Below are 26,391 nucleotides of genomic sequence, written 5' to 3'. Positions count from 1 at the left end.
CATGACCCAACTCGATTTAACTTCGCTGTCGCCACGTATTCGCGCTCATAAAGAGGCGCTAATCCATATCGTTAAGCCACCGGTGTGTACCGAACGTGCACAGCACTATACCGAGATGTACCAACAGCATCAGGATAAACCGCTGCCCGTACGCAGGGCACTGGCGTTAGCCCACCATCTCCAGCAACGCACCATCTGGATTAAACATGATGAGTTGATCATCGGCAATCAGGCCAGTGAAGTGCGTGCCGCGCCGATATTTCCTGAGTATACGGTCAGTTGGATTGAGCAGGAAATCGACGAGCTGGCGGATCGCCCTGGCGCTGGATTCTCTGTCTCAGAGGAAAATAAAGCGGTATTGCATAAAATCTGCCCGTGGTGGCGAGGCCAAACCGTTCAAGATCGCTGCTACGGTATGTTTACCGACGAGCAAAAAGCCCTACTCTCAACCGGTATCATTAAAGCAGAAGGCAATATGACCTCCGGTGATGCCCATCTAGCGGTCAATTTCCCGCTGCTGTTGGAGAAAGGATTGGACGGACTGCGGGATAAAGTCGACGAACGCCGCAGCCGTTTGCAGCTCACCGACTGGGACGATCTGCACAAGGAGCAGTTCCTAAAGTCGATTGATATCGCCCTAAGCGCCCTTAGCGATCATATTTTACGCTACGCGGAGCTGGCGAAAAGCATGGCGGAACAGGAGAGTCGGCCTGAACGTCAGGCTGAACTGCGCCATATTGCTGCAAACTGTGAATTGATTGCACATCAGCCACCGCAAACCTTCTGGCAAGCGCTGCAGCTGTGCTATTTCATGCAGTTGGTGTTACAGATCGAATCCAACGGACATTCGGTTTCATTTGGCCGCCTCGATCAATACCTTTATCCATGGTATCGCCGCGATGTGGAGCTGAAGCAAAGCATCAGCCGTGAATTTGCCATTGAGCTATTGCACGGTTGCTGGCTGAAATTGTTAGAAGTGAATAAAATTCGCTCGGGTTCACACTCAAAAGCCTCTGCCGGTAGCCCGCTCTACCAAAACGTCACCATCGGCGGACAAACATTGTTAAACGGCCAGCCGCAGGATGCCGTCAACCCCCTGTCTTACACCGTTTTAGAATCCTGTGGACGATTACGCTCTACGCAGCCGAACCTCAGCGTTCGATATCATGCGGGCATAAGCAATGATTTCCTCGATGCCTGCGTACAGGTCATTCGTTGTGGCTTTGGCATGCCAGCGTTTAATAACGATGAAATCGTGATCCCTGAGTTTATCAAACTGGGCGTTGAACCGCAGGATGCCTATGATTATGCCGCTATTGGATGCATCGAAACCGCCGTCGGCGGAAAATGGGGATATCGATGCACCGGAATGAGCTTCATCAACTTCGCCCGTGTGATGCTGGCTGCATTAGAACAAGGCCGCGATGCAACCAGTCAAAAAACATTTCTACCGCAAGAATTAGCGCTGTCTAAAGGTAACTTTGAGACGTTCGATCAGGTCATGAACGCTTGGGATGAGCAAATCCGTTACTTCACTCGCAAATCAATCGAAATTGAATGCGTTGTGGATACCGTGCTTGAAGAAAATGCCCATGACATTATCTGTTCTGCGCTCGTTGATGACTGCATCGAAAGAGGCAAAAGCGTGAAGCAAGGCGGCGCTAAATATGACTGGGTCTCTGGCCTACAGGTCGGCATCGCTAACCTCGGTAACAGTTTAGCGGCAGTACGAAAATTAGTCTTCGAACAAGGCGTTATCGGCCAGCAACAGCTTGCCGCGGCGCTGGCAAATGATTTTGATGGTTTAGACGGTGAACTGCTGCGCCAGAGACTGATGAACAATGCGCCGAAATATGGCAACGACGAAGATGACATAGATAACTTGCTGGTTCGTGCCTATCAGACCTATATTGATGAACTGAAACAGTACCATAATACCCGTTTTGGTCGTGGGCCGATCGGCGGAACCTACTATGCGGGGACGTCATCCATTTCGGCTAACGTGCCTTTTGGTGCGGCCACGCAGGCCACACCAGATGGACGCAAAGCCAAAACGCCACTGGCGGAAGGCGCAAGCCCGGCATCGGGAACCGATCATCTTGGGCCCACGGCGGTATTTAACTCTTTAGGCAAACTCCCCACCGCCGCAATTCTAGGTGGCGTGTTGCTGAATCAGAAACTCAATCCAGCTACGCTGGAAAATACGCGCGATCGAGAAAAACTGATGCTGATGCTGCGCACCTTCTTTGAAGTGCATAAAGGCTGGCACGTGCAGTACAACATCGTTTCACGCGAAACACTGCTGGAAGCAAAAGCGCGCCCAGAACGGTATCGCGATCTTGTGGTGCGCGTAGCGGGCTACTCAGCGTTCTTTACGGCCTTATCTCCTGACGCTCAGGATGATATCATCGCGCGTACCGAACATACGCTTTGATGTGGGCGATTAAACACAAAGCTATCGGTGGCTTAGGCCACCGATAAATTAGGTCGTTAAGCCAAGGAACTCATGAATTCAAGACAGCAAGCTATTCTCCAATATGTCAACGACACACGCCGCATTAGCGTGGCCGATCTGGCACGTGATACCGGTGTTTCAGAGGTGACGATCCGTCAAGATCTGAACCTATTGGAAAAACGTAACTATCTAAAACGTATCCACGGATACGCCGTAGCGCTAGAAAGCGACGATGTAGATGCTCGAATGATGATTAATTTCACGTTAAAACAAAAATTGGCAGCCTACGCGGCATCTTTGGTTAACGATGGTGAAACAATTTTTATCGAAAATGGCAGTACCAATGCCCTTCTCGCCCGTTATCTGGCAGAACGCAAACGCGTTACGCTGGTGACCGTAAGCACCTACATTGCCCACCTGCTGAAAGAAACGGATTGTGACGTCATTTTAATGGGTGGACTGTACCAAAAGCGCAGTGAAACAATGGTAGGCCCGCTAACCCGCCAATGTATCCAGCAGGTTTACTTCAACAAAGCTTTCCTCGGCATTGATGGTTTTCACCCAGAAACAGGCTTTACCGGTCGCGATATGATGCGCGCCGATATCGCCAATACGGTTTTAGCCAAAGGCGTTGAAAACATCGTGCTGACAGACTCTTCAAAATTCGGCCAAATTAACCCCAACCCATTGCAGCCCACTCACGCGATTAATCGGGTGATCACCGATTATCGTTTAAACGATGAATACAGAAACCATCTCAAAAAACTAAATATTCAGCTCGATATCGTTTATGAGGAGCAGGGTACGCTATGAGTGAAATGACCTTCAGCCGTGAACAGACCTCACAGATGGTCCACAAATTACAAAAATATCTACAGGCTGAATTAGACGTTGAAATTGGTGATTTTGATGCAGAATTCTTGCTGGATTTCTTTGCCAAAGAGCTCGGCGCGCATTTTTATAATCAAGGGATGGCTGACGCACTGCGCGTAGTAGAAGAAAAAACGGAAGATCTTGTCGATACGCTGACTTGGCTGCAAAAGCCTGTCGATTAAAAACATACCGCCCATAGCTAACTCTAACGTCCGATATTAGGGGGAACCGTAGGGATGGGGTCGTAGCAGCTTTAGCTGCCGGAGCGCCTCACCCTACGGTAGCCCCCGTGAATCTCAATCGCCAAAGCGACCAGCATCAACCATAACACTATCTTTTTCTATAGTATTAATATTCAGAGTTAACAATAACCTCTTCACCCAACGCCCCTGCTTTTGGCAGCGGCTGATAGCTTGAGTTAGATGCCCGCAATACCCGAATACCACGGATACCGACATCGCGAGCCGCGGTGATATCACCATCCGAATCACCGTAATAAACCTTAATCTGCTTTTCTTTGATCCAGTTTATCTTGGTATTTTGTCCAGGCTGATCGCCTGCAAAGATCACGCTATTCATGTTTGCTGCCGGTATCGAGAAATCCGCTTGCAAGGTATTCGTAACGGTTTCTGTTTTGGTCGGGCTGCGACCAGTAATGAAATAAATGCTGTCACCACGCTTAAGATGCATTGCAATCAGATCTTTACCCACCTGCTTGGGCATACTGAAGCTATCCCAACCGTTATTCATTTTCTCCCAAAATGCGGGATCTTTCAGATAGTTTTGATCTTGCGGAGAGAACTCTTTCTGCCCACGATAAAATCCTGGGCTCGAAAATAGCACCGTATCATCAATATCAAAACCGACTGCTATAGGAGGAATACCCTGTAGGCTATTCTCAATCTGCGTCACAGAAACCCAGTGAATTGGCGCTTGATGTGCCAACTGTGCAACGGTAACCCCAGCATTAAGAGGCGTATCTGTAGACACTTTTGCCTGTGCCGATGGGCTTAAACTGATAACAAGGGCTAACGCACTGAGTGCAACCGCAATCTTTCGCATGGATATTCCTTTTATTTGTTAATTCTCACATTCACAGCTGTGAAATATCGGATTAGGGTTTTGTCACATTCGCGCTTCATAGTATGCAGCAAATACATCAGAAAACGTGCTCTGGTTCAAAATTGATGGGCGTAATAAGCAGGCAAACGGGAAGAACATCGCATATTGATAGAAAAGTGACGTACTGAAGCGCAAAGAAAATAAAAATAGTGGTTGTACAGTATTGCGTTAATAGAATCTCGACTGTATAAATATACAGTATATTGTGAATGCGGAGGCGACCATGCGCATTGAATTGACATTGGACAAACGTAACAAGCTGCCAGACGGTGCTCTGGAAGCATTAAACCACGAATTTTCAAAACGAGTAAACCATATCTATCCTGAAACTGCGGTACAGGTTCGAATGACTAACTCGAATACGCTAACCGTTATGGGCGGACTGAAATCCGACAAAGAACGCATCGAGGAAGTCCTGCAAGAAACGTGGGAAAGTGCCGACGACTGGTTCGATAACGGGTTTAGCGAATAACACTAATTCGCGGTGTAAACACACACTTTTACGCCGCAATAATAAGCCTAATTCATTGAATGATAATAGGCGATGAGTTCCATCTCCGTTAGCCATCGGCAATTCCTACGGATAGTAAAATGCGTAGGCCGGGAGTCGCTTCCCGGCTTTTTTTTGCCTATCTAGCCGCACAACATCTTTCTTGCACTATTATTTCGTTCGCGATTTGCAGCAAGGCCTTTCCACCGTAGGGATCAGCCTTTTTTGCACCAGCAAAATCACCGTTTTGAGCATCAGCAAGGCAATCACAAGGTTAGTGAAAACGAACATGGGAACCGCTAACGCTGCAAACAATCCATCTTGTTCACCCACGCTTAAATGCAGAGCCGTGGTTGCTAGTGCCGAAATACCGAATGAAAAGCTCCAAAATGAAGCATTGAACGGCTGTTTCATGTACCACGGCATTAGCCTAAGCATAAAAATAAGCTGCAATAATCCATAACCAAACAGCATCTTGGCAACGAAGTCTGTATGTCCACCATTAACGCTGAGGTAGGCACTGCATGCCACCAGCGCTGGAGCAAGTTGAATACCCAGCGAAGTTCGTACCGGCTTAGCCATTTCGCCATGGCTGCGCATACGATGCAGAATCGCGGGTTCCAAGCTCAGCCATGAAAATCCCCCTGCGCCTAAGAACAGAATACCCAGATCGTGAAAACCCAATGCGCCACACGCCATGGCACTGATGAAGTTATTAGCTACCGTGGGCAAATATAAGCCTGGTGTCGTGGCCTCTGGCGGATGTTCTCCCTTCCACAGCCCCGCGCTTTGCCATGCGGCATAGCACAGTTGGACGCAGGCACCGATACCAAACATGATTTCAGCCAGAAGGTGCGTTGGCGAATAGTGAGCAAAGCCAATTGAAACCAGCATCGTGGTGGCCGGAAATAAGCTCACGAAACTTCCGCTCAGCGGGTGGCGCATTTCAGCTATCACTAATTGCGGATAACGTACAAGACGATATATAAAAGCCAACGCTAAACTGAGCCAAATCAACGTTGCTAGCCCAACCAAACCTTCGCCAATGAAAGGTGAAACGGGCCAAATAGTCGCCGCATAGCGCCAAGCAAACCCCATCCCGATGATGCCCAGCACCATCCCAAAATATCCTGCAGGGATATTGACCACGTGAGGCTCAGTGCGCTCAGCGGTGCTTTCTAAAGAACTATTCATGAGAACTTTTACACAACTCAAACAGGACGCAGATTATAGCGGATGATCCCTCTGCTGTTTTCACTTTCATCCTACAAAACTCGCAAAGTGTCATTTTTGATACGCTTTATCACCACCCTACGCTGGGTTTAGGTCATTTATCTGATTGTATTGGCATAAAATGATGGACTAGGCTTAACTTAACTCGGTGGTTTAACTAACCTCAATACTCTAGGACTTATGCCGTAGGAGAACAATAAATGAACAGCGACAATCCCGAGCATGCAATGACGTTTGGTGAACTACTTGAACTGATCCACGATCAACAACGACGAATTAATGTGCTGGAAACTGCATTTTCCTATTTAGCATTCGGACTCGAGGGAAAAAGCTGTCAACTATTGACCCACAGCTTGAAATTGGAGGCCAACAACCAAACATATGATACTAAGACGCAAGAATACTTCGCCAAACTTGCAGAACAGTTTGAGGTACGTAATTCCGGCGTTAGCGAGACAACAACAATCGCAAATAATCACAATATCTAGTTAGTACCTGTGTTTAATTCATCGCCAGAAAACATTTTTTTAACAAAACACATAAAAAATGCGTCATTTAAACAGTTAGATGCGTATACTGAAAATGCTCATCTAATGAGACACATTGATCCTGGTTAGTAGCTCACGACAGTCACTACGTTTTAGGGGGTCTTTATGAACGGAAAAGATGAAGTAATTCAGACGCACCCAGTGGTTGGTTGGGATATCAGTACTGTTGATAGCTATGATGCTTTGATGATCCGCCTGCACTATCTTTCTTCACGCGATCAAGATCCTGAGAAAGCGGAAGTGGATCGTACTCTGTGGTTAACCACCGATGTTGCACGGCAGCTCATTGACATCCTCGAAGCCGGAATTGAAAAGATAGAATCTTCGGAATACCAAGACATTGATTACCTTAAACATTAGTACATTAACGCACCGCTAGAACACCGCCCCTCACAAGGCGGTGTTTTTTTATGTCTCGATTTCCCTCTGCAACCCTGCAAAGGTTATCATCAGGTTGTAAAATAGATCACAAATGTTGTTCAACCAAATTTGTTGCGCTGAATTCGTTCATCGCCATAAAAACGGGTGTACTCATGGAAAAACCATGACACGGAGGATCCCTTTATGAAATACGATTTAGCTATTGTCGGCTGTGGCTCTGTTGGTGCAGCCGCTGGCTATTATGCTGCACTTTCAGGCTTAAACGTTTTGATGCTAGATAGCCATACCCCACCCCATCGGCAGGGTAGCCATCATGGCGACACCAGAATTATTCGCCATGCCTATGGCGAAGGTGAGAAATATGTTCCCTTGGTGCTACGCGCACAGGAGCTCTGGAACAAGTTGGAAGAGGCTTGCGCAGTACAACTTTTTCATCGCAGCGGCGTTCTTAACATAGGGCCGTCCAGTTCTGAATTCATGCGTAATGCCGAAAACAGCGCCTCTCAGTTTGGGCTGTCCGTAGAGAAATTGGACGCTGAACTACTGCGAAAACGCTGGCCTGAGTGGTCAGTGCCTGATGGCTACATCGGTTTATTCGAGCCAAACGCCGGGTATTTAAAAGCCGAGCTCGCGGTAGGTATTCTCAATGAAAAAGCCGCCGAGGCCGGTGCTGATTTGCACTTTAACTGTCAAGTTGATGCAATTACACCTGAGGATAACGGGGTAAAAATCACCACGTCTGAGGGAGAATTTAGCGCACGCCAAGTTGCCGTTACGGCTGGAACATGGGCAAAAGCATTACTACCGGAACTGCCAATAACGCCAGTACGCAAAGTTTTCTCTTGGTATCAAGCCGATGGCCGTTACAGCGAAAATAACAACTTCCCTGCTTTTACGGTTGAAACTCCCGAAGGCGATCAGTTTTATGGCTTTCCATATAACAATGACGGTCTAAAGTTGGGTAAACATAATGGCGGACAAGCCATTACCCTGCCCGAGCAGCGCCGTCCGTTTGGTACTAATCCACAGGATGGTAGTGAAGTATTTGGCTTTTTACGTCAATTCCTGCCCGGCGTTGGCGTCTGTTTGCACGGTGAGGTTTGCACCTATGATCTCTCCCCAGATGAAGATTTCATTCTAGACACACTACCGCATTCACCGCAGGTCAGCGTAGTAACCGGTTTAAGCGGGCATGGTTTTAAATTTGCTACCGTATTAGGTGAGATTATTGCGCTTCAGGCCGCAGGCCAACCCGTTCCATTCGATCTCTCTCCTTTCAAAATAAGTCGATTTTAATTGCTTGCCCGCAAAAATGCGGGCTAATAATTTAATAGCACAAGCCATCGCTCACGGTGGTTATTTTAGAATTGACAACTGCATATTAAAAACACTAACTTATAGAGGTGGAATTTATATAAATCATATCAAAAAACATAAGACGTTATTTTCAAGGATGATGAATGAACGTATTAGTTGTAGACAAATGTCTCTATACACGATTGGGTATATCCTGTTACTTTTCTGAAGAAACAGGTATAAATATTCACCATGTGAATTCGGTGATTCAAGCTTTAGAGAAAAAAGATATACCTAATCCTGATATTATTTTAGTCAACCTGACGGATTATTGTCGAATCAATGAGCAAGACACATCTCTGATACGATTTTTCTCTCATTATTCACACGTTAAAATATTTGTTTACCTGGATGCGGACTATCCGAATGGCACTAGACCCATTATATTAAATGGCCATGTATATATCATTAATAAACAAAACCTTACAGCAATTTTATCCGTTTTCACCGAGTTACATCGAAAGCCAGATCTGCATAAAAGCATACAGCAATATTTTGGCAATTATCCGGCATTGACCGATCGCGAAGCCTCTATAACCCAATATTGGATGGAGGAAATGCCTAACCACAAAATTGCACGTAAGTTAAACATCTGTGGCCGAACCGTATATGTACATAAGCAACATATCACCGAGAAAATGCATGTACGTAATCGGCTTGAGTTCTGCTATCTCTATAATGTCATTAAATATGTAGTCTTCCCTAGCCCTAACCTAATCAAATAAATTCTGCAATAAAAAAAGCCCGCGTATGCTCGCGGGCTTTTTAAAAAGAAAATACTTTTCATAATATAATTCACAAAACAATAGTTTTGTATTTACATCATAATTAATTAATAGGCATCATTAATTTACAGTACTGTGATTATTTTGTAAGACTCGTTCTTGTTCTTTTTTCTGGCGACGCAAACGCAATTTGTTTATCAGCGCTTTAGCCTCAGCCTTGGTCGCTACTGCTGGTGCTGAGCCACGCAGTGGCTTTCGTGCTGTTTCACGCATAAACAACACGGTGACAACACCGATCGCTCCCGCCACCATCAAATAATAGGCCGGAACCATTTGGTTGCCCGTTGACGAAACCAACCACGAAGTCATCAGCGGCGTCGTTCCACCAAATAATGAAACTGAAATATTAAAACCTACGGCCAAAGCACTATAACGAGTCTGCGTAGTAAATAGCGCAGGTAATGCAGAAGGCATGGTGCCACTGAAGCAGGTATGCAGCATCCCCAAAATCATCAGTCCCGCAAATACCGCCCACATATTCCCAGTACCAATCAGCATCAGGGATGGGATAGCCAACACGATTAACCCCAGCGCACCAAACATGATAACGGGTTTGCGTCCTAAACGGTCATTCCAGTGGCCCCACAACAGCGTCATTGGCATCATGATGAACATCACGACCATAATCAGCATTAAGCCACTGAGTTCGCTCAGTCCCAACACCCCGGTCAAGTAACTTGGCATGTACGATGTCAGCATATAATTAGACACGTTGAACAGCAGAACAAGGCCAATACATTTCAGCATCTGCTGCCAGTAGGTGCCCATCATTTCAAACAGGCCCATCTTTGGCTTACTATCTTCAATGGCTTCCTGTTTTTCCATATGTTTTTGGAACGCAGGCGTCTCTTCAAGTTTTAAACGGATATACAGACCAAATAATCCCAACGGCGCAGCGATAAAGAATGGAATACGCCAGCCCCATGCAAGCAACGTTTCTTCAGGCATAATCGCCGTTAGCCCGGTCACCAGCATCGCTCCGAGCAAATAGCCACCGAATGTGCCGAACTCTAACCAGCTTCCCATGAAACCACGGCGTTTATCCGTTGAGTACTCAGCGATAAACGTAGCAGCGCCGCCGTACTCACCTCCGGTGGAAAAGCCCTGAACCAAACGAGCGGCCAATAGCAATATTGGGGCTGCAATACCAATACTTTCATAGCTTGGGATTAATCCAATACAGAATGTTCCCACCGCCATCATGATCATGGTAAACGCCAATACCTTTTGGCGGCCAATGCGATCGCCGAGCGGGCCAAACACCATGCCCCCTAATGGGCGTACCAAAAATGCAGCCGCAAAAGCGGCGAAAGTCGCAATCAGCTGGGCTGCGGGGCTGCCGCTGGGGAAGAAGACTTTACCAATGGTCACGGCTAAAAAGCTGTAAACACCAAAATCAAACCACTCCATGGCATTGCCCAACGCCGCAGCGCCTACGGCTCGTTTGAGCATGCTGCGGTCGACGATAGTAATATCGTCAACGGTCATTTCTGGTTTTTGATTCTTCTTTTGACTCTTGCGCCAAAACGCAAGATGGGATGAATGTGGCTGTGCATCAGCCACGCGCGCTTCTGACGCGAGAGTCTCTTTAGGATCGGTCATAGTTACCCTTGATGTGCATTGAATTAATTCTCAGCAGCACCATAGATTTCGCGTCCCCGTAATTACGGCTTAATCCAATTTTCGGATCGCAGCGTGAGGCGAGATCTATGCAGCAGCATTAACGAGAAATCGTTAAAAGTCACCTATTTTTTATCGTGTTATTTTCTGTTCCCTTAGCAGGTTTTTTATTTTTCATGGTGTCTTTACATATCTTTAATTTACACATTTTAGTGACTTTGGTCAAGTTTTTGACTTTTTGTCTAATGCAATGCGCCGGTAATTTACCAACGTTATTACAAAGCGAATAATTTAAAAAATATCTTTATATTCATAACATTGAGTTAAATTTCATTTAAATTTTGTTGGCTGTAAACCGTGTAAAAACGGCGCTAAAACCAATACGGAATATTGCTTTATCCGTCACTGTTTTTAGCTAAAAAATTGACAAAAAAAGACAGAAAACTTGGCCTAATTCTCAAGAAAATATATGTGTTAAACCCAACAGAAATATCATCTGCTGATTGTGATTTTAGATATAAAAAATTATACTTTTTTCAATCTGCGCTTTTGAGTTGCACGTATGTTTGACAAAATAATTCAGATGATTATTAACAACGTTCGCAATCATCTGATCTTTTATCTGGCTATTTCGTTATTACTGCTTTTGTTAGATATTTATCTTCTTTACTTCTGAAATCACCTCGCCCCCTCTTCTCCCGAAGAGAGGACTTCGTCACCGGCTATTTCTCTTCAACACCCTCACCTAACAGAACCGCAAAACGCGATCCCACCGGGGTGAGCTCTAACAAAATTTTAACCACGATAGTGAGTGGCACAGACAACAACATCCCGATAGGGCCAAGCAGCCATCCCCAAAATATCAGCGATAAAAACACCACCAGCGTTGAAAGCCCCAATCCACGGCCCATCACCCGAGGCTCGAGGATATTGCCAAACACCATATTGATGATGATATAGCCCGATGCCACCATAACGGCATCGCCAAAACTATTGAATAACAGCGCCTGAATCACCGGTGGGACTGCGGCAATCACCGAACCAATATTTGGAATATAGTTCAGTACAAAAGCCAATACGCCCCACATCATGGCAAAGCGGATCCCCATCAGATGCAGCATTAACCAAACCACGACACCAGTAATAACGCTGATGCCGGTTTTCAACGCCAAATATTGGGTTACGCCATCCAACGCTCGCTGGATGCTTCCCATACCCGCATCAGCATTAGAGAGGGATTTTCGTAACTTGTAAGGAAGATGGGGAACTTCCATCAACATAAAAACGACCGTCATCAGCAGCAGGAATAAACTCGACATTGCCCCTGATAATTGGGTCACAATCCGCGTGGCCATATTCATCACGACACCGGGATCAAAATGATTCGCCAACTCGATAGGTGAAAAATTCAGATTCAAACGCTCGGCAATATGCTGCACTACCGCAAGCTTGCTGGCTAACATACCGCGATATTGCGGCAACGTTCGGCTGAAATCATTAAGCGACGAGCCCAACATACCTATCATTAGCGTTAGCAACAGAATAATGATAACCAGTACCAGCCCGACCGCGGCAGCGCGTGGCAAACGCAACCGCATAAGCCCCGTCACCAGTGGGTTAAGGATAATAGCCAGAAACAAGGCCAGCAAAAACGGCACAATAATATCGGATGCGGCTCTCACTCCAGCCAGAACGATAACCAGAGCCGCAGCCATAATCGCAATTCGAATACCCTGTGCGCTTAATACGGTTCGGGACATGGTGATTCCTTGTTGTCATATATCCTGATCGGCGCTTTCCGATCCAACTGTTCGCGTGTTCCCTATCCAAGACCTTGCTCACCCATCATTGTTCAGATGCTGTCTCTAGCCAGATACGGTAACTCCCTATAGATTATCGCAGGATTTTTTTGATCACCACCCGCCAACTAAATTCAAAATATTAATATGAATGAGGCCATTGGCAGTCGCAATTAAATAATTGATTGTAATATATTTTATGTCAACATATTGATGGATACTCCATCTCGCTGGTTAGAATCACGTATACTGGCGTTTTATTCTCTTTGATCCGGATCCCGAATGCTGTCGTTTAACCTCGATCGCCACGACTCTTTGTCGCTGCAAAAACAGATTTATCAGCAAATCCATACGGCGCTGCACAACGGAGTGTTAACGAACGGCGAACGCCTGCCTTCGATTCGTGAGCTCGGAGAAAAGCTACAGGTTTCCCGTAATACGATTACGGCCGTTTATGAAAAACTGGTTCTAGAAGGATTTATCGCCAGCCGTCCAGGCGTGGGATACAACGTTATCCTATCGTCACGTATTGATCTGCCCGAGTCTAAAACGCCGCAAAGCGATTTAGATCATCCCCCCAGCGTGTTGCAGACTCAGGCACCAGACACCTACGTTGACGTAGATAGTCCCATGTTTTTCAGCCTAGGTAATCCTGATGAGTCATCATTTCCTTGGCAGCGCTGGCGCAGTTGGAATAACAAAGCCTCGCGTAGCAAACATTTATTGATGACGCGTTACCATCCACCAGCTGGCCTGATGTCGTTGCGACAAGAGCTGGTCAAATACTTGGCTAATGCCCGCGGCATTCATACCGATGCCGAGCACATCATCATCACCAACGGCGTCCAAGAAGGTTTAGCCCTGATTGCGCGCACGCTATTAACGCCGCAAGAGCATATTGCCGTGGAGTCTCCCTGCTATTCCGGTGCGTGGAATTTGTTTAGCAGTTGCACCCCGCATATTCACGCTATTCCGGTAGATGATTTTGGCTTGCAAACCCAAGGCCTGCCAGATCAGCAGTGTGCCTTAGCATACGTGACACCGTCACATCAATACCCTGTAGGCGGAACTTTGCCGCTTGAGCGGCGTAAAATGCTGTTGGATTGGTCGCGGCGATCAAACGCTTACGTGATTGAAGACGACTACGACACCACGTTCCTATATGGCACACAGCCGCTTCCGGCGTTGAAATCATTGGAAAATGCTAACAACGTCATTTATCTCAGCAGTTTTTCAAAAACGCTGGGGCCCGGCATGCGTATTGGTTTTATGGTGTGTCCAGAGCGGTTAGTGGCGCCAATTCTTAACCTGAAAGCGCTGTGGAATCACGGTGCCAGCTGGTTGTATCAGCAATTTCTCGCTGACTTTATGCACGATCAGGGTTATCACCGCCATCTACGCAAGCTTGAAATCGAATATGGCGCACGCCAAAAATTACTGCGTGAAGGCCTAATGGCGTTATTCCCGAGTGCTACGCTGTTAGGCACCTCATCAGGCCTGCATATTACGTTAAAAACGTCGCTGTCGGCCCATACCGTTAGCCAACTGCGTGAACGCTGCCTGCGCGAAGGCGTGCGTTTCGATACTTTAGGCAGCATGTGTAATGGTTCCGAGAACTCCTATTTGGCAGAAAATCAGGATACGCTAATGCTGTTTGGCTTTAGCGCGTTGTCACAGGGACATATTCGGTTAGCGTTAGAGATTATTGGCAAAGCCTGCCGGGAGCTGGGTATTTCATCCACCGGCAAGGCTTAGGATGGGCTATTTATACGGGCTAATCGTCGCGGCCAGGAATACGTAAACGAAGCGGTTTGCTGCGTGACTTGTTGAAAATCATATTGCCATTTTCACGGCCAGCACGGCGGAGCCGCTGCTCTTCAACTGGCAATGCTCGCTCTTCTTGGCACTCAGAACTACAGCAACCGCTAAATTTCTCTGCACAGGCTGGGCATTGAATAAATAGCAGGTGACAGCCGTCGTTCAAGCAGTTGGTGTGCGTATCGCAAGACGCCCCGCACTGATGGCATTGGGAGATGACATCATCGGTGATACGTTCCCCCATTCGCTCGTCAAAGACAAAATTTTTGCCAATGAACTTCAGCGGTAATCCCTGCTCACGGGCACGGCGAGTGTATTCAATGATGCCACCTTCCACGTGATAAACATTATTAAAACCGTTATGCATCATGTAAGCGCTGGCTTTTTCACAGCGTATCCCGCCGGTGCAATACATCACGATTTTCTTATTTTTATCCTGCTGCAACATATCCACCGCCATCGGCAACTGATCGCGGAAAGTATCCGAAGGCACTTCCAATGCATCGGTAAAGTGCCCGACCTCGTACTCATAGTGATTGCGCATATCCACAAACACCGCATCAGGGTCATCCAACATGGCGTTCACTTCGGCGGCTTTGAGATATTGGCCCACGTTGGCAGGATTAAAGCTGGGATCATCAATACCATCGGCAACAATTCGCTCGCGCACTTTCATACGCAACACCCAGAAGGATTTTCCATCGTCGTCGAGCGCCACGTTCATTCTTAGCCCGTCGAAATCAGGGTGCGCCTGATACAACGCGCTTTGCATCGCATCATAGCGGCTTGCAGGAACGGAAATCTGTGCGTTAATGCCTTCATGCGCGATGTAAATACGACCGAACACGCCTAGTTCACGAAACGCGATATAGAGAGCGTCACGGAAGAGCTGCGGCTCTTCAATGCGGCAGTATTTGTAGAATGAAACCGTGGTGCGTGGCTCGGTTTCGGCCAACATCCGCGCTTTTAATTCTTGGTTTGAGATTTGGTTATGCAACACTGGCATGGTGTTCATTTCCTCAATGTTAGTTATTCAAATTTTCACGGGTTCATCGAGTATCTGACCCGAGTCAGCCCCATAGGGCGGCGATTATGGATATTCATTGATGAATAATCCACCGACAGACCGTGTGGTTATTTAAAGAATAGCTAACAAAAAGATAAATAAATGTTGCCGAATGCTTATTCATCCCCACGTAGCTGGGGATAATGAACAATATTGTAGAATTTGGCGGCGTGGTTGCCCGTATTGCGATAGCTGTGTGTTTGGTCAGCCACAAAGCGCAATGGCTTGCTGGTTGTCACCGTCTGCCATACGCCTTTCACCTGTACTTCTATTTCGCCGTCGATCATAAGAATATCTTCCACAACCCCTTGCTCGTGCGCGTAGGAATTGTGAATGCACCCCGCGTGCAAGGTGATCAGAAGCACCTCATAACCTAGCTGAGCATCAAAACTAAGCTGGGTCTGAGCGGTAATCGCCTCATCTTCATGATGTAAGCTTAGCGTGGGCTCTTCATCCACCAGCTGCGGGGGCAAAAACTCACTGAAGGAAGCCTGTAGCCCGCTGGAAATCCGCCACAGGGTGACCACGGTTGGGCTCGATTCGCCACGCTCAATTTGTCCAAGCATAGCCTTGCTCACCCCTGTAGCCTGCGCCGTTTTATCTAGACTCCATCCTCGCCGCTGGCGCAGTTCACGCAGCGTCTTTCCAATATGAAGAGCAAGATCGGTCATGATTTATTCTCATTGGTGTTGTGCGTTATAACGCACAATGCTAATCTTGTTTTGTGCGCTATAACGCACAAGGCGGTGAAAAGTTTATCCTAATACCAGCCATTCACCAATCCTAATACATAAAAAATTCGGACTTCCCCATGCAGGCTATTGTCTATGGCGTGATCTCATCCCTCTTCTTCGCCTTCACTTTTATTTTCAATCGCTCTATGGAAATCGGCGGCGGCGACTGGATGTGGAGTGCTAGTTTACGATTTTGGTTTATGGCGCCGATGCTATTGGTGCTTGTTGCCCTACGCGGCCAGTTACGCCAAAGCATTGCTCATCTGCGACAGAATATCCGCACCTATTTGCTATGGAGTACGCTGGGCTTTGGTCTGTTTTATGCACTTGTCACGCTGGCGAGCGCCTATGGCCCCGGCTGGTTAGTTGCAGGAACGTGGCAAATTACCATTATTGCAGGATCGTTGCTGGTGCCTTGGCTGGGCGCAAGCGGTGAGCCTAAACATAAAATTCCATGGTTTGGGCTACGTTGGTCACTGCTGATCTTACTCGGTATTGCGCTGATGCTGTGGCAACAAGCTGAACATATCAGCCTGTTTCAGGCGCTGGCGGGGCTCATCCCCGTGGTTATCGCCGCATTTTTGTATCCTCTTGGCAACCGTAAGATGATGAATATTTGCCACCATAACGTGGATACACTGCAGCGGGTATTGAATATGACCCTCGCCAGCCTGCCGTTTTGGTTGGTGATTTCATTGGTAGCTTGGTCACGTGTTGGCCTTCCTTCCGCACCGCAGGTTGAGCAATCCGTATTGGTGGCGCTGTTTTCTGGCGTTATTGGCACCCTGCTGTTCTTTGCCGCAACCAACCGCGTGCGTAACGATCCGTCGCAGCTTGCCGCCGTGGAGGCCACACAGTCTGGAGAAGTGTTATTTACGCTACTTGGCGAGATGTTTTTCCTCGGTTCCGCGCTGCCTTCTCCTATTTCTCTGCTCGGTATTACCCTGGTTATTTTGGGTATGATTGCTCACAGCATGGCTTCTAAGACAATAAGGGGCTCAGGCAAAACGCGGGTCCGACGCAAACCGAGCAATCAAAAAATCGAGGAACGCACGTAGAGATACAGGCAGAAACTGACGCGACGTGTAGACACCGTAAATCCCCAGCTCTTGTGGTTGATATTCAGCAAGGATCTCAACCAATTGTCCATCTGTGAGCAATTGATTAACCAAATAACGCGGTAACAAGCTGATGCCAAAACCACGCAGCGTTGCCGCCGTTAACACCGTGGCACAATTAGCGCTTAAATTGCCGCTTATCGTCACGGTGATAGATTCCCCCTGATAGACAAAGCTCCAGTGATGATGAGCGTAGTATTCATGCGTCAGACAGTTGTGCTCACTCAAATCCGTAATTGTTTGCGGTAACGCATGGTGTTCGAAATAGCGGGGAGCCGCGCACAATACCGAATGACAGGTTCCCAAGCGGCGAGCAATTAGGTTGTGATCCAGCTGATTCGTAATACGGATCGCCAGATCGATGCGTTCATCTACCAAGTTAAGCGTTTTTTCTTGGCGGCATATATCTATCTGAGCAACCGGATTGAACGTTAGATAGTCACACACCGCATCGGTGAGAAAGGCCTGTATCAGCGACTGGCTGCTGGTGATGCGTAACAAGCCTCTCGGCTGCTGCTGACTATTATCAACCACCTGCTCTATCTCTTCGCTTAACAGCAGCAATGCTTTACTGCGCACAAGAACCTCTTCACCCGCGCTGGTTAGGCTTTGGCTACGCGTGGTCCGATGCAACAGGCGGCCACCAATCCACTGCTCTAAGTCTGCCAAATAGCGCGAAACCATGGCCCGCGAGAGATTTAGCTTCTCCGCAGCGCGACTCAAACTCCCCTGCTCAACGACGCAAACAAAAACCCGCATCGCACTGAGTCGATCCATGTGTTCTCTCCTACGATTTGCTCGATTTGGTAAACAGTATGTCTACTATTCTGGCCTATTTCTTTCAACAATTGCTGAATATACTTCCAAACAGTAATAATTCACATTAATAATAAAGGCCTGTCTCATGCAACCATCCATCGCGGTTAAACCTCTGTTTTTGTCCTTACTTCTCACCACCAGCGCCTTTGCAGCACAGGCTAAAGCGCTTGAGCTGCAAACCTATAACCCTGGTGCTACCAGCCTGTTTCCGGTCTCCTCTGAGCTGATTGTTGGCGATAAAGAAGCGGTGCTGATTGATGCACAATTTGAGAAAAAAGACGCTAATGCGCTGATCAATATGATCAAGAAGAGCGGCAAAACGCTGACGACGATTTATATTAGCCACGGCGATCCTGACTTCTATTTTGGTTTACAAACGCTAGCAGCAGCCTATCCGCAGGCTAAAATTGTGGCCACTCAGCCTACCGTTGACCATATCAAAGCGACCCAAGACGCCAAGCTTCACTATTGGGGGCCATTGATAAAAGATCAGGCACCAACAAAAATCATTACGCCTGAAGTCCTTCAGGGCAACGAAATCACGCTGGAAGGCCAGAAACTGGTCATTCAAGACCTTGATAGTGCTTCGCCAGACCGTACCTATGTCTGGATCCCCTCACTCAAAGCCGTGATGGGTGGGGTGTTAGTTTCAGCCAACCAGCATATTTGGACTGCCGACACCCAAACGAAGACCTCGCGTGAGAACTGGATTAAAGCGTTAGATCGCATGCAAGCGTTACACCCTCAAACGGTGGTTCCTGGCCATTATTTAGGAACACCTCCAAAAGGTGACGCCGCGATTGTATTTAGCCGTGACTACCTGAAAAAGTTTGAGCAGGTTTTAGACACCCACAAAACCTCTGCAGGTGTGATCGATGCGATGCAAAAGGCTTACCCCAACCTGAAAGATGGTGAAAGCCTAAACTTGAGCGCGAAAGTGAATACCGGCGAAATGAAGTGGTAATATTTCAATTATTTTGATGTTGTTTATCAGTGTTATCCGGTTACTTGCGGGGGCGAAGTGCCGGATAATACCCATACCGTTTAGCCAAGAAATTTTACTTTTTCGGTGCTCGTTAGCACCACCTCTACAAAGGATGTAAGTATGCTCACCTCGCTAAATCAGGCTTTCACACGTTTAACCGATCATCCAGACGGCGGAAAGCTATTGCTGCGTCTCACCTTTGGTTTATTAATGCTTTTTCACGGTGTTGCCAAAATCGAGCACGGCGTTGGTTGGATTTCTGAGATGCTACAGGCGCAGGGTGTGCCTGGATTTGTCGCCTATGGGGTATTTATAGGCGAAATCGTTACGCCAGTGCTGATGGTTTTGGGTATTTTTACACGTCCGGCAGCGCTGATTTACGCCGTTAACCTGCTGGTTGCCACCCTGATGGTCGGTACCGGCAAATTTTTCACCCTGACCGACGTCGGTGCTTGGGGACTGGAAAACGAAATGCTGTACTTCATGGGTGGCATCATCATCATGTTGCTAGGCAGCGGACGTTACTCTGTCGCCAGTAATCAGGCTCTGCGTTAATCTCCCCATTACTGCTTGCTTAATTTCCCCTATCTACAAGCGCTATTTGCAACGTTAAATAGCGCTTTTTCAAAACTTCTCTTCTCAAAGACATACCCCTCAAAAAAGCCATTTGTCATCAAAAGCCCCATGCAATAGAGATTCACAGCGGAAAAACCGTACCATTAACGATGTTTACCCTGCTTTACACCTCATTTTCGTTACAAAAGACCAAATAACTGTTCACAAAACAACGATTTTGATGATAAAAAGATGACCACGCCTATAAATCTATGTTAGTTTCCAAATCCCGTATTATTAATGAATACTCGAATAATATGGCAAAAGCCGAACAGTTCATTAATAAATACTATAAATACAATGAGTTAAATATTAAGTTTTTAAGTTATCAATCATACGCTCTCGTTCTTTGCGTATAGTTAATGGGAATACAACATGCAATCCTCTGATAAAACACAGCAAGGCCGTACTTTCCTCGGTCATCCCTATCCGCTCGGGTCTTTATTCTTTACCGAGATGTGGGAACGCTTCTCCTTTTACGGGATCCGCCCGCTACTTATCCTGTTTATGGCCGCCAGTGTTTATGAAGGCGGAATGGGCATTCCTCGTGAACAAGCCTCGGCTATCGTTGGTATTTTCGCCGGTAGCATGTATCTGGCGGCGCTGCCGGGCGGTTGGTTAGCCGACAACTGGTTAGGCCAGCGTAGAGCTGTTTGGTACGGTTCGATTCTCATTGCGCTTGGTCATTTAGCCATTGCGCTTTCCGCGCTTTGGGGCAATACCCTATTCTTCGTGGGTCTGCTGCTTATCGTTCTGGGAACCGGTTTATTTAAAACCTGTATTTCGGTCATGGTGGGCACCCTCTATAAAGACGGTGACACTCGCCGCGATGGCGGATTCTCGCTCTTTTATATGGGAATTAACCTAGGCTCATTCATTGCGCCGCTGGTAACCGGTTTACTCGTAGGTGAAAAAGGCTGGCATTGGGGCTTCGGTATTGGCGGTCTAGGCATGCTGGTTGCGTTGCTGATTTTCCGCTTCTTCGCGGTACCTTCCATGCGCCGCTACGATCGTGAAGTCGGTTTGGGATCTAGCTGGAATCATGCCGTTGTTGAACGCAAAAACGTTGGCCGCTGGATTTCTGTTTTGGCCGTGATTGCCATCGTGTTGATTGGTCTGCTGGCAAATGGCGTCATTCCAATTAATCCCGTCTTAATTGCCAGCGTGATGGTATACGTTATCGCCGCTTCCGTGACGCTGTACTTTGTCTATCTGTTCGCCTTTGCGGGATTAGCATCGGAAGAGCGTGTTCGTTTGCTGGTCTGCTTTATTTTGCTGGTTTCTGCGGCCTTCTTCTGGTCTGCGTTTGAGCAGAAGCCGACCTCATTCAACCTGTTTGCCAATGATTATACCCAGCGCCAGTTTGGTGACTTTGAAATCCCAACCGTATGGTTCCAGTCGCTGAACGCCCTGTTTATCATCATCCTTGCACCGCTGTTTAGCTGGTTATGGCCTGCACTGGGCCGCCGCCAGATGCAGCCAAGCAGTATGGTGAAATTTGTTATCGGTATTCTTTTTGCCGCCGCAGGTTTTGGCATCATGATTTTGGCCGCGCAGGATGTATTGACCAGTAGCCAATCTGTATCGCCGTTCTGGCTAGTGGGGAGCATTCTGCTGTTAACGCTGGGTGAACTTTGCCTAAGTCCAATCGGGCTGGCGACCATGACATTACTGGCTCCCGATCGAATGCGTGGACAGGTGATGGGGCTGTGGTTCTGTGCTAGCTCTCTGGGTAACCTTGCTGCTGGCTTGATCGGCGGTCAGGTTAAAGCGGACCAGCTTGATATGCTACCAGACCTATTTGCTCGCTGCTCCATCGCTCTGGTCATTTGCTCCGCAGTACTAACGCTGTTGATTTACCCTGTACGCCGCATGATGAAAAACGTCGAAATCTAATATCGATCGCTTTTCAATCGGTTGAGATCCCAAGGCACCCTTTATGGGTGCCTTGCTGTATCTGCGACAACGATCGCAATCACATCCCAACACCCTATTTCCTTAGATTTACATTTGTCATACTAAAAACATGGTAAAATGCGCCAGCTTTAGGCACTGAGCCTTCCTAAGCTGTATTTTGGAAAAAGAATCTCTTTGTCAGTGTGAACATCAATAAGCGATAAATTGATGTGCGGTTATCCCCGAAACTTCGTTCCATTTAGCATACAATGAATGGACTGGTATTAAGTGTTTTTGAGCGGATATCGTACGCGGTTATTAAGGTAGAGTAATGGAAGTAATCAAAGAGATCCTACACGCACTGTGGGAACAAGATTTCAGTGTGCTAAGCGATCCCAAAATGATTTGGGCAATTTACGGTATTTTGTTCACTACGCTGCTACTGGAAAATGGGCTTCTTCCTGCCGCATTTTTGCCGGGTGACAGCCTGCTATTACTGGCTGGTGCATTAATCGCCAAAGGCGTTCTGCCCTTTTTCCCCACTCTCAGCGTCTTAATCATCGCATCAAGTCTCGGGTGTTGGATGAGTTATATCCAAGGGCGTTGGCTTGGCGATACTAAATTGGTACAAGGATGGCTAGTACAGCTTCCGGCGCATTATCACCAGCGCGCTTACCATATGTTTCACAAGCACGGATTAGTTGCTCTACTCGTTGGCCGCTTTTTGGCATTCGTGCGCACCATTTTGCCTACCATTGCAGGTATATCTGGCTTAAAGAACGCGCGATTCCAAGTGTTCAACTGGCTCAGTGCGCTGCTGTGGGTTTGCTCTGTCACCGGCGTGGGATTAGCCATCAGCTACATTCCGTTTGTTAAACGCCATGAAGATCAGGTGATGACCTGTTTAATGATTTTACCGATTGTGCTGTTAATAAGCGGGTTGGTAGGAACGATCGTGGTGGTTATACGTAAAAAGCGCCAAACACCGGCTCAATAAATTACGCATTTTGTCCTGTAAGACATCAGCTTCAGCTGTCTTACAGGACGAAATACAACTCAGAAACCTTCGTAACGCAGCAACTCCGCTTTTAATTCCGCGTATGGCGCGAAGAGTTTGGCTGCCGGAATTGATCGCTCCCCCTGTTCGCCTACGACGATCAACGCGGGAACACCGTTAATATTATGTCTATCTAACAATGTTTGCGTTTCACGCAGGCTATGTTCGTAACGACGCAATAGCTCTTCGGTTGGACGCGCCACCGCTAACGCCTCGGTCTCAAACCCTTCACGTTCCAGAATTTCAACCACGCTTTTAGTGCTGGTGTTATCAAGCCCCTCAACGTATCGTGCCTTTTGCAATGTTTTAAGCACATCACCTGCGCGCTCTGGCTCAATTGTACCGGCGGCAATCATCGCTAGCGTTGACGCAAAGGAGTCAAATATCCCCCCCTGATTCAAAACGTTTTCTCGATACGCCTCGCTAAATACCTGACCCGTTGATGACTCAATGCGCATGTCATTTTGCCATGCATATTGGGCAAACTCAGGCGTCATGTCACGCGCACCTTCACGTGCAAAAAGCCCAGTGGGGCGAAATGTTACGTGAAAATCGTTATCCTTCACCAGTTGGCTAATTTTCGGTGAAGCACCGTAGCACCAGCCGCAAAGCGGATCAAAAAGATAAATGAGTTCTCGAATCTTCATCAGCACTCCTTGGTGTTGTTCAGCTCGTAGCACCATTGATACTGCGATAAGCATAATGTGTGTTGGTGGTTCTGCCAAACTGCGGCAGAACGACACAACCTAAGTCTGGCTCAAAATCAGAGACTTGCCACCTTATTCCATTCAACCATCATCGACCAGACATGAAATGATGTTAAAGTTCGACGCTGCGAATGCTTTTGTTACGGCGCGATTTTTTAGGTTTGATATCCGGATCTGAGTAGTATGACCACAAGAACAGCAATATCCCGCCCGCGGCTAAACCAGCGCCTACCCAACCGGTAGATGACCAGCCAAAACCGGCGGCAATGCTTACGCCGCCTAACCAAGCACCTAATGCATTAGCAATATTGAACGCGGAATGATTCAAGGCTGCAGCCAGCGTTTGTGCATCTTCAGCGACGTCCATCAGACGAGTTTGTAAAGCCGGAACTAGGGCAAAACTGCCTCCGGTGAGCAGCACAACCAATATCGTCGCCCACGCGATATCCGCCACCAGATAGAACGTCGTCAGGATAACCACGTTCCAAATCAATACGCCAACAATCGTGCCCATCAAAGAACGGTCTGCCAAGCGAGAACCAAAGATATTCCCTAAAATCATACCAACGCCAAACACAATCAGCACCAGAGGTACACTCGACGGTGACAGGCCTGTTTGATGAATAAGCGTAGGGGCGATGTAACTGAAAACAGCAAAGAGGCCACCAGAGCCAACTGCGGCAATACCGAGCGTGAGCCAAACCTGCTTACGCTTGAGTGCACCCAACTCACGCAGCGGGCTTGCACCTTCTTCAACCTTATCTTTTGGCAGCCATAGCATGACGAGCAGCGCCGTTAGTGCCCCAATCACACCCACCATAACAAACGCCGCACGCCAGCCCATCAACTGGCCAATCCATGTTGCCAAAGGCGAGCCTAACAGCGTAGCCAACGTTAGGCCCAGCATTACGCGTCCCACCGCTTTCGCGCGTTGCCCCACGCCCGCCATCGATGCGGCCACCAGCGATGCCACACCAAAATAGGCCCCGTGTGGTAATCCGCTGATAAAGCGAAACACCATCAGATTTCCATAGCTAGAACTCAGTGCGCTAGCAATATTGCCAACGGCAAACAGCACCATCAACAGGAGTAATAGCGTCCGGCGAGAAAGCCTCGCGGCCAAAGTCGCAATCACCGGAGCACCAATCACCACGCCCAGCGCATAAATGCTGATCACGTGCCCCGCCTGCGGAATAGAGATGGCTAAATCCTTTGCGACATTCGGCAGTAATCCCATAATGGCAAACTCGCCGGTACCAATGCCAAAACCACCAACGGCCAGTGCGAGCTCTGCCCCGCGCCGATGAGCAATGGGTGATGGTGCCGCTGACGGCGTTGATGTAGACATGGCTACCCTTAATATCTGAAGAATCTCTGACGTTGAATACGCAAGAAATAGTGACTTGAATCACATAATAAATGAGGTGAGCAGGATACCGAAGCTCACATTAAGCAGCCACTACTTTGTTAATTTTTCGTTTAAATCAGAATAGATATTGAACACTGTTCGGTTAAATAGAGACAAAAAAAAGCCCACGGGATAACTCCCATGGGCTTTTTCATCGCATGATGCTTAGAACAGCGTGAATGCGATCATTCCGACAACGCCACCCACGGTGCCCAGAATAGTTTCCATCACGGTCCATGTTTTCAACGTTTGCAGTTCGTTAGCGCCGGTAAATTTACCGAACAGCCAGAAGCCCGCATCGTTCACGTGGCTCAGTACAATCGAACCACCTGCAATACAGATAGCCAGCGCCGCCAGTTGACCGCCGTTCAGACCAAGCTGAGTGGTCACTGGTAAAACTAAGCCTACCGTCGTTAAACACGCAACGGTTGCAGAACCTTGGATCACACGCACTGCGGCTGACAATACAAAACACGCCACGGCAATCGGTAAACCGGCACCAATCAAAGCATCACCCAGCGCAGGGCCAACGCCTGAATCGACCAGAATTTGTTTAAACACACCGCCCGCACCGGTCATCAACAGGATAATACCCGCGGGCTGAATCGCCGCAGAGCAAATAGACATGATCTGCTCTTTGCTCATGCCGCGTGGTTTTGCCAAGCCGTAAATAACAACTAGGCAGGCAATCAGGATCGCGGTAAATGGATGGCCGATAAACTCTAACCAATCATATAAATTGGTGTTTGGTGTAACAAAGCGGGCACCAATGGTTTTCATCCCCACCAGTACCAGCGGGCAAAGCACCAATGCCAAGCTCAGGCCAAATGAAGGCATGTTTGATTTATCTAATACCGGTGCGTTTTCTTCTTCTGGCATTGGCCAGCTAACACGTTTGCTGATGAAGTTACCAAACAGAGGGCCCGCCAACAGCATCCCCAGAATCGCAGCCACCAAACCAATCGCAATCATCCAGCCAAAATCTGCATTCATCTGTGCAGCTAACAGCATCGGTACTGGCCCTGGCAGCAAGAATGCCGCCGCGCTCGCAACACCGGCGAACAGCGGGATCGCCATTTTTACCACGTTGCCGTTAGTACGACGCGCTACGGCAAAAACCACACCAATCAACAGCACAATCGCCACGTCAAAGAAAAGCGGCAGCGCACACACCAAACCGGCAATCCCCAGAGCGTAATGGGCGCGTTTCTCACCAAAGCTTTTCAGCAAATGGGCTGCAATCTGGTCTAACGCCCCTGTCTCATGCAGGATTTTGCCAAACATCGCACCAAGAGCCACAACGATAGTCAGGAAGCCCAGAGTGCCGCCCATACCATCCTGCATGGCCTGAGTAATTTTACTCAGCGGCATGCCAGAAAAAATACCTGCGCCAATCGACACCAGCATCAGCGCGACAAAAGCATGTAAACGCGCTTTCATCACTAAAAAAAGGAGAAGCAGTACAGAGCCGACAGCGGTGCCGACAAGAGTCATGGTATCCACAGA

General features: G+C 47.8%; 25 protein-coding genes. 15 read left to right on the top strand and 10 right to left on the bottom strand.

Annotated elements, in window-relative coordinates; genetic code table 11:
• Nucleotide 1 precedes the first annotated feature (1 nt).
• From BN1044_RS11065 to BN1044_RS11055, 3 genes are all read left to right on the top strand, one after another.
• Entirely contained in the window at nt 2–2,434 is a 2,433-nt protein-coding gene (locus tag BN1044_RS11065) for a formate C-acetyltransferase/glycerol dehydratase family glycyl radical enzyme (protein WP_072308710.1), read from the top strand.
• 72 nt (nt 2,435–2,506) lie between these two features.
• Nucleotides 2,507–3,268, top strand: a complete 762-nt coding sequence (locus BN1044_RS11060) for a DeoR/GlpR family DNA-binding transcription regulator (protein ID WP_072308709.1) — start codon at nt 2,507–2,509, stop codon at nt 3,266–3,268.
• Nucleotides 3,265–3,510 (top strand): DUF2164 domain-containing protein, encoded by a 246-nt coding sequence (locus BN1044_RS11055; protein ID WP_072308708.1) that lies wholly within the window; start codon nt 3,265–3,267, stop codon nt 3,508–3,510. Before BN1044_RS11060 ends, BN1044_RS11055 begins: the two co-directional genes overlap by 4 nt.
• Nucleotides 3,511–3,676: 166 nt before the next feature.
• Here the strand turns inward: BN1044_RS11055 and aphA are convergent, their stop codons facing one another.
• Complete coding sequence (aphA, locus tag BN1044_RS11050; RefSeq protein WP_072308707.1) at nt 3,677–4,390, bottom strand: acid phosphatase AphA; 714 nt, start codon at nt 4,388–4,390, stop codon at nt 3,677–3,679.
• A gap of 283 nt (nt 4,391–4,673) precedes the next feature.
• Between aphA and dinI the strand changes: the two genes are divergently transcribed.
• Nucleotides 4,674–4,922 (top strand): DNA damage-inducible protein I, encoded by a 249-nt coding sequence (gene dinI, locus BN1044_RS11045; RefSeq protein ID WP_072308706.1) that lies wholly within the window; start codon nt 4,674–4,676, stop codon nt 4,920–4,922.
• Between the two features lie 189 nt (nt 4,923–5,111).
• Here dinI and tehA read toward each other — a convergent pair whose 3' ends face one another.
• The gene (gene tehA, locus BN1044_RS11040; RefSeq protein ID WP_072308705.1) at nt 5,112–6,134 is read right to left on the bottom strand and encodes a dicarboxylate transporter/tellurite-resistance protein TehA; all 1,023 of its coding nucleotides are present in this window, start codon (nt 6,132–6,134) and stop codon (nt 5,112–5,114) included.
• 239 nt (nt 6,135–6,373) lie between these two features.
• Here tehA and BN1044_RS11035 point away from each other — a divergent pair, with 239 nt between their 5' ends.
• From BN1044_RS11035 to BN1044_RS11020, 4 genes are all read left to right on the top strand, one after another.
• Nucleotides 6,374–6,661, top strand: a complete 288-nt coding sequence (locus BN1044_RS11035) for a hypothetical protein (protein ID WP_072308704.1) — start codon at nt 6,374–6,376, stop codon at nt 6,659–6,661.
• Nucleotides 6,662–6,826: 165 nt separating this feature from the next.
• The gene (gene bssS / locus BN1044_RS11030) at nt 6,827–7,081 is read left to right on the top strand and encodes a biofilm formation regulator BssS (protein WP_004092990.1); all 255 of its coding nucleotides are present in this window, start codon (nt 6,827–6,829) and stop codon (nt 7,079–7,081) included.
• A gap of 204 nt (nt 7,082–7,285) precedes the next feature.
• Nucleotides 7,286–8,398 carry an N-methyl-L-tryptophan oxidase gene (gene solA, locus BN1044_RS11025; RefSeq protein WP_072308703.1) on the top strand — a complete coding sequence of 371 codons (1,113 nt, stop codon included), beginning with the start codon at nt 7,286–7,288 and terminating at the stop codon, nt 8,396–8,398.
• Between the two features lie 164 nt (nt 8,399–8,562).
• Nucleotides 8,563–9,183, top strand: coding sequence for a response regulator transcription factor (locus BN1044_RS11020; protein WP_072308702.1), 621 nt, complete (start codon nt 8,563–8,565; stop codon nt 9,181–9,183).
• A gap of 120 nt (nt 9,184–9,303) precedes the next feature.
• On the opposite strand, the gene proP is transcribed toward BN1044_RS11020, so the two are convergent.
• The gene (gene proP / locus BN1044_RS11015) at nt 9,304–10,845 is read right to left on the bottom strand and encodes a glycine betaine/L-proline transporter ProP (RefSeq protein ID WP_211095677.1); all 1,542 of its coding nucleotides are present in this window, start codon (nt 10,843–10,845) and stop codon (nt 9,304–9,306) included.
• Between the two features lie 580 nt (nt 10,846–11,425).
• On the opposite strand from proP, the gene BN1044_RS23345 reads away from it, so the two are divergent.
• Nucleotides 11,426–11,539 (top strand): DUF2770 family protein, encoded by a 114-nt coding sequence (locus tag BN1044_RS23345; protein WP_096387890.1) that lies wholly within the window; start codon nt 11,426–11,428, stop codon nt 11,537–11,539.
• Between the two features lie 46 nt (nt 11,540–11,585).
• Here the strand turns inward: BN1044_RS23345 and BN1044_RS11010 are convergent, their stop codons facing one another.
• Nucleotides 11,586–12,623, bottom strand: coding sequence for an AI-2E family transporter (locus BN1044_RS11010; protein ID WP_072308701.1), 1,038 nt, complete (start codon nt 12,621–12,623; stop codon nt 11,586–11,588).
• Between the two features lie 321 nt (nt 12,624–12,944).
• Here BN1044_RS11010 and BN1044_RS11005 point away from each other — a divergent pair, with 321 nt between their 5' ends.
• On the top strand, nt 12,945–14,417 hold the full coding sequence (locus tag BN1044_RS11005) for a MocR-like pyridoxine biosynthesis transcription factor PdxR (protein ID WP_072308700.1): 1,473 nt from the start codon (nt 12,945–12,947) through the stop codon (nt 14,415–14,417).
• 19 nt (nt 14,418–14,436) lie between these two features.
• On the opposite strand, the gene trhO is transcribed toward BN1044_RS11005, so the two are convergent.
• Nucleotides 14,437–15,486 carry an oxygen-dependent tRNA uridine(34) hydroxylase TrhO gene (trhO, locus tag BN1044_RS11000; protein WP_072308699.1) on the bottom strand — a complete coding sequence of 350 codons (1,050 nt, stop codon included), beginning with the start codon at nt 15,484–15,486 and terminating at the stop codon, nt 14,437–14,439.
• 176 nt (nt 15,487–15,662) lie between these two features.
• Nucleotides 15,663–16,217, bottom strand: a complete 555-nt coding sequence (locus BN1044_RS10995) for a helix-turn-helix domain-containing protein (protein WP_072308698.1) — start codon at nt 16,215–16,217, stop codon at nt 15,663–15,665.
• A 140-nt stretch (nt 16,218–16,357) separates the two neighbouring features.
• On the opposite strand from BN1044_RS10995, the gene BN1044_RS10990 reads away from it, so the two are divergent.
• Complete coding sequence (locus tag BN1044_RS10990) at nt 16,358–17,338, top strand: DMT family transporter (protein WP_072308697.1); 981 nt, start codon at nt 16,358–16,360, stop codon at nt 17,336–17,338.
• Here BN1044_RS10990 and BN1044_RS10985 read toward each other — a convergent pair.
• Nucleotides 17,279–18,175 carry a LysR family transcriptional regulator gene (locus tag BN1044_RS10985; protein ID WP_072308696.1) on the bottom strand — a complete coding sequence of 299 codons (897 nt, stop codon included), beginning with the start codon at nt 18,173–18,175 and terminating at the stop codon, nt 17,279–17,281. The genes BN1044_RS10990 and BN1044_RS10985 overlap by 60 nt on opposite strands.
• 127 nt (nt 18,176–18,302) lie before the next feature.
• Here BN1044_RS10985 and BN1044_RS10980 point away from each other — a divergent pair, with 127 nt between their 5' ends.
• The 4 genes from BN1044_RS10980 (at nt 18,303) to BN1044_RS10965 (ending at nt 22,710) form a co-directional block, all read left to right on the top strand.
• On the top strand, nt 18,303–19,181 hold the full coding sequence (locus BN1044_RS10980; RefSeq protein WP_072308695.1) for an MBL fold metallo-hydrolase: 879 nt from the start codon (nt 18,303–18,305) through the stop codon (nt 19,179–19,181).
• A 141-nt stretch (nt 19,182–19,322) separates the two neighbouring features.
• Nucleotides 19,323–19,757 (top strand): DoxX family protein, encoded by a 435-nt coding sequence (locus BN1044_RS10975; protein ID WP_072308694.1) that lies wholly within the window; start codon nt 19,323–19,325, stop codon nt 19,755–19,757.
• A 435-nt stretch (nt 19,758–20,192) separates the two neighbouring features.
• Nucleotides 20,193–21,713 (top strand): peptide MFS transporter, encoded by a 1,521-nt coding sequence (locus BN1044_RS10970; RefSeq protein ID WP_072308693.1) that lies wholly within the window; start codon nt 20,193–20,195, stop codon nt 21,711–21,713.
• Between the two features lie 331 nt (nt 21,714–22,044).
• A complete protein-coding gene (locus tag BN1044_RS10965) occupies nt 22,045–22,710 on the top strand; it encodes a DedA family protein (protein ID WP_072308692.1) in 666 nt (221 codons plus the stop codon).
• 59 nt (nt 22,711–22,769) lie between these two features.
• Here the strand turns inward: BN1044_RS10965 and BN1044_RS10960 are convergent, their stop codons facing one another.
• The 3 genes from BN1044_RS10960 to gntU form a co-directional block, all read right to left on the bottom strand.
• Entirely contained in the window at nt 22,770–23,417 is a 648-nt protein-coding gene (locus tag BN1044_RS10960; RefSeq protein ID WP_072308691.1) for a DsbA family protein, read from the bottom strand.
• A 172-nt stretch (nt 23,418–23,589) separates the two neighbouring features.
• A complete protein-coding gene (locus BN1044_RS10955) occupies nt 23,590–24,825 on the bottom strand; it encodes an MFS transporter (protein ID WP_072308690.1) in 1,236 nt (411 codons plus the stop codon).
• A gap of 225 nt (nt 24,826–25,050) precedes the next feature.
• A complete protein-coding gene (gene gntU / locus BN1044_RS10950; protein WP_025797154.1) occupies nt 25,051–26,388 on the bottom strand; it encodes a gluconate transporter in 1,338 nt (445 codons plus the stop codon).
• Between the last annotated feature and the right edge of the window lie 3 nt (nt 26,389–26,391).

The organism is Hafnia alvei, assembly GCF_900095695.1.
GTDB lineage: Bacteria > Pseudomonadota > Gammaproteobacteria > Enterobacterales > Enterobacteriaceae > Hafnia > Hafnia alvei_B.
The sequence above is the reverse complement of the archived record's forward strand: the minus strand, read 5'-3'. Positions and strand labels throughout refer to the sequence as shown.

Excerpts from the sequence above, each read along its gene's own strand:
- BN1044_RS11065 (WP_072308710.1), top strand. The coding sequence starts at position 2 with ATGACCCAACTCGATTTAACTTCGCTGTCGCCACGTATTCGCGCTCAT.
- BN1044_RS11060 (WP_072308709.1), top strand. The coding sequence starts at position 2,507 with ATGAATTCAAGACAGCAAGCTATTCTCCAATATGTCAACGACACACGC.
- BN1044_RS11055 (WP_072308708.1), top strand. The coding sequence starts at position 3,265 with ATGAGTGAAATGACCTTCAGCCGTGAACAGACCTCACAGATGGTCCAC.
- aphA (WP_072308707.1), bottom strand. The coding sequence starts at position 4,390 with ATGCGAAAGATTGCGGTTGCACTCAGTGCGTTAGCCCTTGTTATCAGT.
- dinI (WP_072308706.1), top strand. The coding sequence starts at position 4,674 with ATGCGCATTGAATTGACATTGGACAAACGTAACAAGCTGCCAGACGGT.
- tehA (WP_072308705.1), bottom strand. The coding sequence starts at position 6,134 with ATGAATAGTTCTTTAGAAAGCACCGCTGAGCGCACTGAGCCTCACGTG.
- BN1044_RS11035 (WP_072308704.1), top strand. The coding sequence starts at position 6,374 with ATGAACAGCGACAATCCCGAGCATGCAATGACGTTTGGTGAACTACTT.
- bssS (WP_004092990.1), top strand. The coding sequence starts at position 6,827 with ATGAACGGAAAAGATGAAGTAATTCAGACGCACCCAGTGGTTGGTTGG.
- solA (WP_072308703.1), top strand. The coding sequence starts at position 7,286 with ATGAAATACGATTTAGCTATTGTCGGCTGTGGCTCTGTTGGTGCAGCC.
- BN1044_RS11020 (WP_072308702.1), top strand. The coding sequence starts at position 8,563 with ATGAACGTATTAGTTGTAGACAAATGTCTCTATACACGATTGGGTATA.
- proP (WP_211095677.1), bottom strand. The coding sequence starts at position 10,845 with ATGACCGATCCTAAAGAGACTCTCGCGTCAGAAGCGCGCGTGGCTGAT.
- BN1044_RS23345 (WP_096387890.1), top strand. The coding sequence starts at position 11,426 with ATGTTTGACAAAATAATTCAGATGATTATTAACAACGTTCGCAATCAT.
- BN1044_RS11010 (WP_072308701.1), bottom strand. The coding sequence starts at position 12,623 with ATGTCCCGAACCGTATTAAGCGCACAGGGTATTCGAATTGCGATTATG.
- BN1044_RS11005 (WP_072308700.1), top strand. The coding sequence starts at position 12,945 with ATGCTGTCGTTTAACCTCGATCGCCACGACTCTTTGTCGCTGCAAAAA.
- trhO (WP_072308699.1), bottom strand. The coding sequence starts at position 15,486 with ATGCCAGTGTTGCATAACCAAATCTCAAACCAAGAATTAAAAGCGCGG.
- BN1044_RS10995 (WP_072308698.1), bottom strand. The coding sequence starts at position 16,217 with ATGACCGATCTTGCTCTTCATATTGGAAAGACGCTGCGTGAACTGCGC.
- BN1044_RS10990 (WP_072308697.1), top strand. The coding sequence starts at position 16,358 with ATGCAGGCTATTGTCTATGGCGTGATCTCATCCCTCTTCTTCGCCTTC.
- BN1044_RS10985 (WP_072308696.1), bottom strand. The coding sequence starts at position 18,175 with ATGGATCGACTCAGTGCGATGCGGGTTTTTGTTTGCGTCGTTGAGCAG.
- BN1044_RS10980 (WP_072308695.1), top strand. The coding sequence starts at position 18,303 with ATGCAACCATCCATCGCGGTTAAACCTCTGTTTTTGTCCTTACTTCTC.
- BN1044_RS10975 (WP_072308694.1), top strand. The coding sequence starts at position 19,323 with ATGCTCACCTCGCTAAATCAGGCTTTCACACGTTTAACCGATCATCCA.
- BN1044_RS10970 (WP_072308693.1), top strand. The coding sequence starts at position 20,193 with ATGCAATCCTCTGATAAAACACAGCAAGGCCGTACTTTCCTCGGTCAT.
- BN1044_RS10965 (WP_072308692.1), top strand. The coding sequence starts at position 22,045 with ATGGAAGTAATCAAAGAGATCCTACACGCACTGTGGGAACAAGATTTC.
- BN1044_RS10960 (WP_072308691.1), bottom strand. The coding sequence starts at position 23,417 with ATGAAGATTCGAGAACTCATTTATCTTTTTGATCCGCTTTGCGGCTGG.
- BN1044_RS10955 (WP_072308690.1), bottom strand. The coding sequence starts at position 24,825 with ATGTCTACATCAACGCCGTCAGCGGCACCATCACCCATTGCTCATCGG.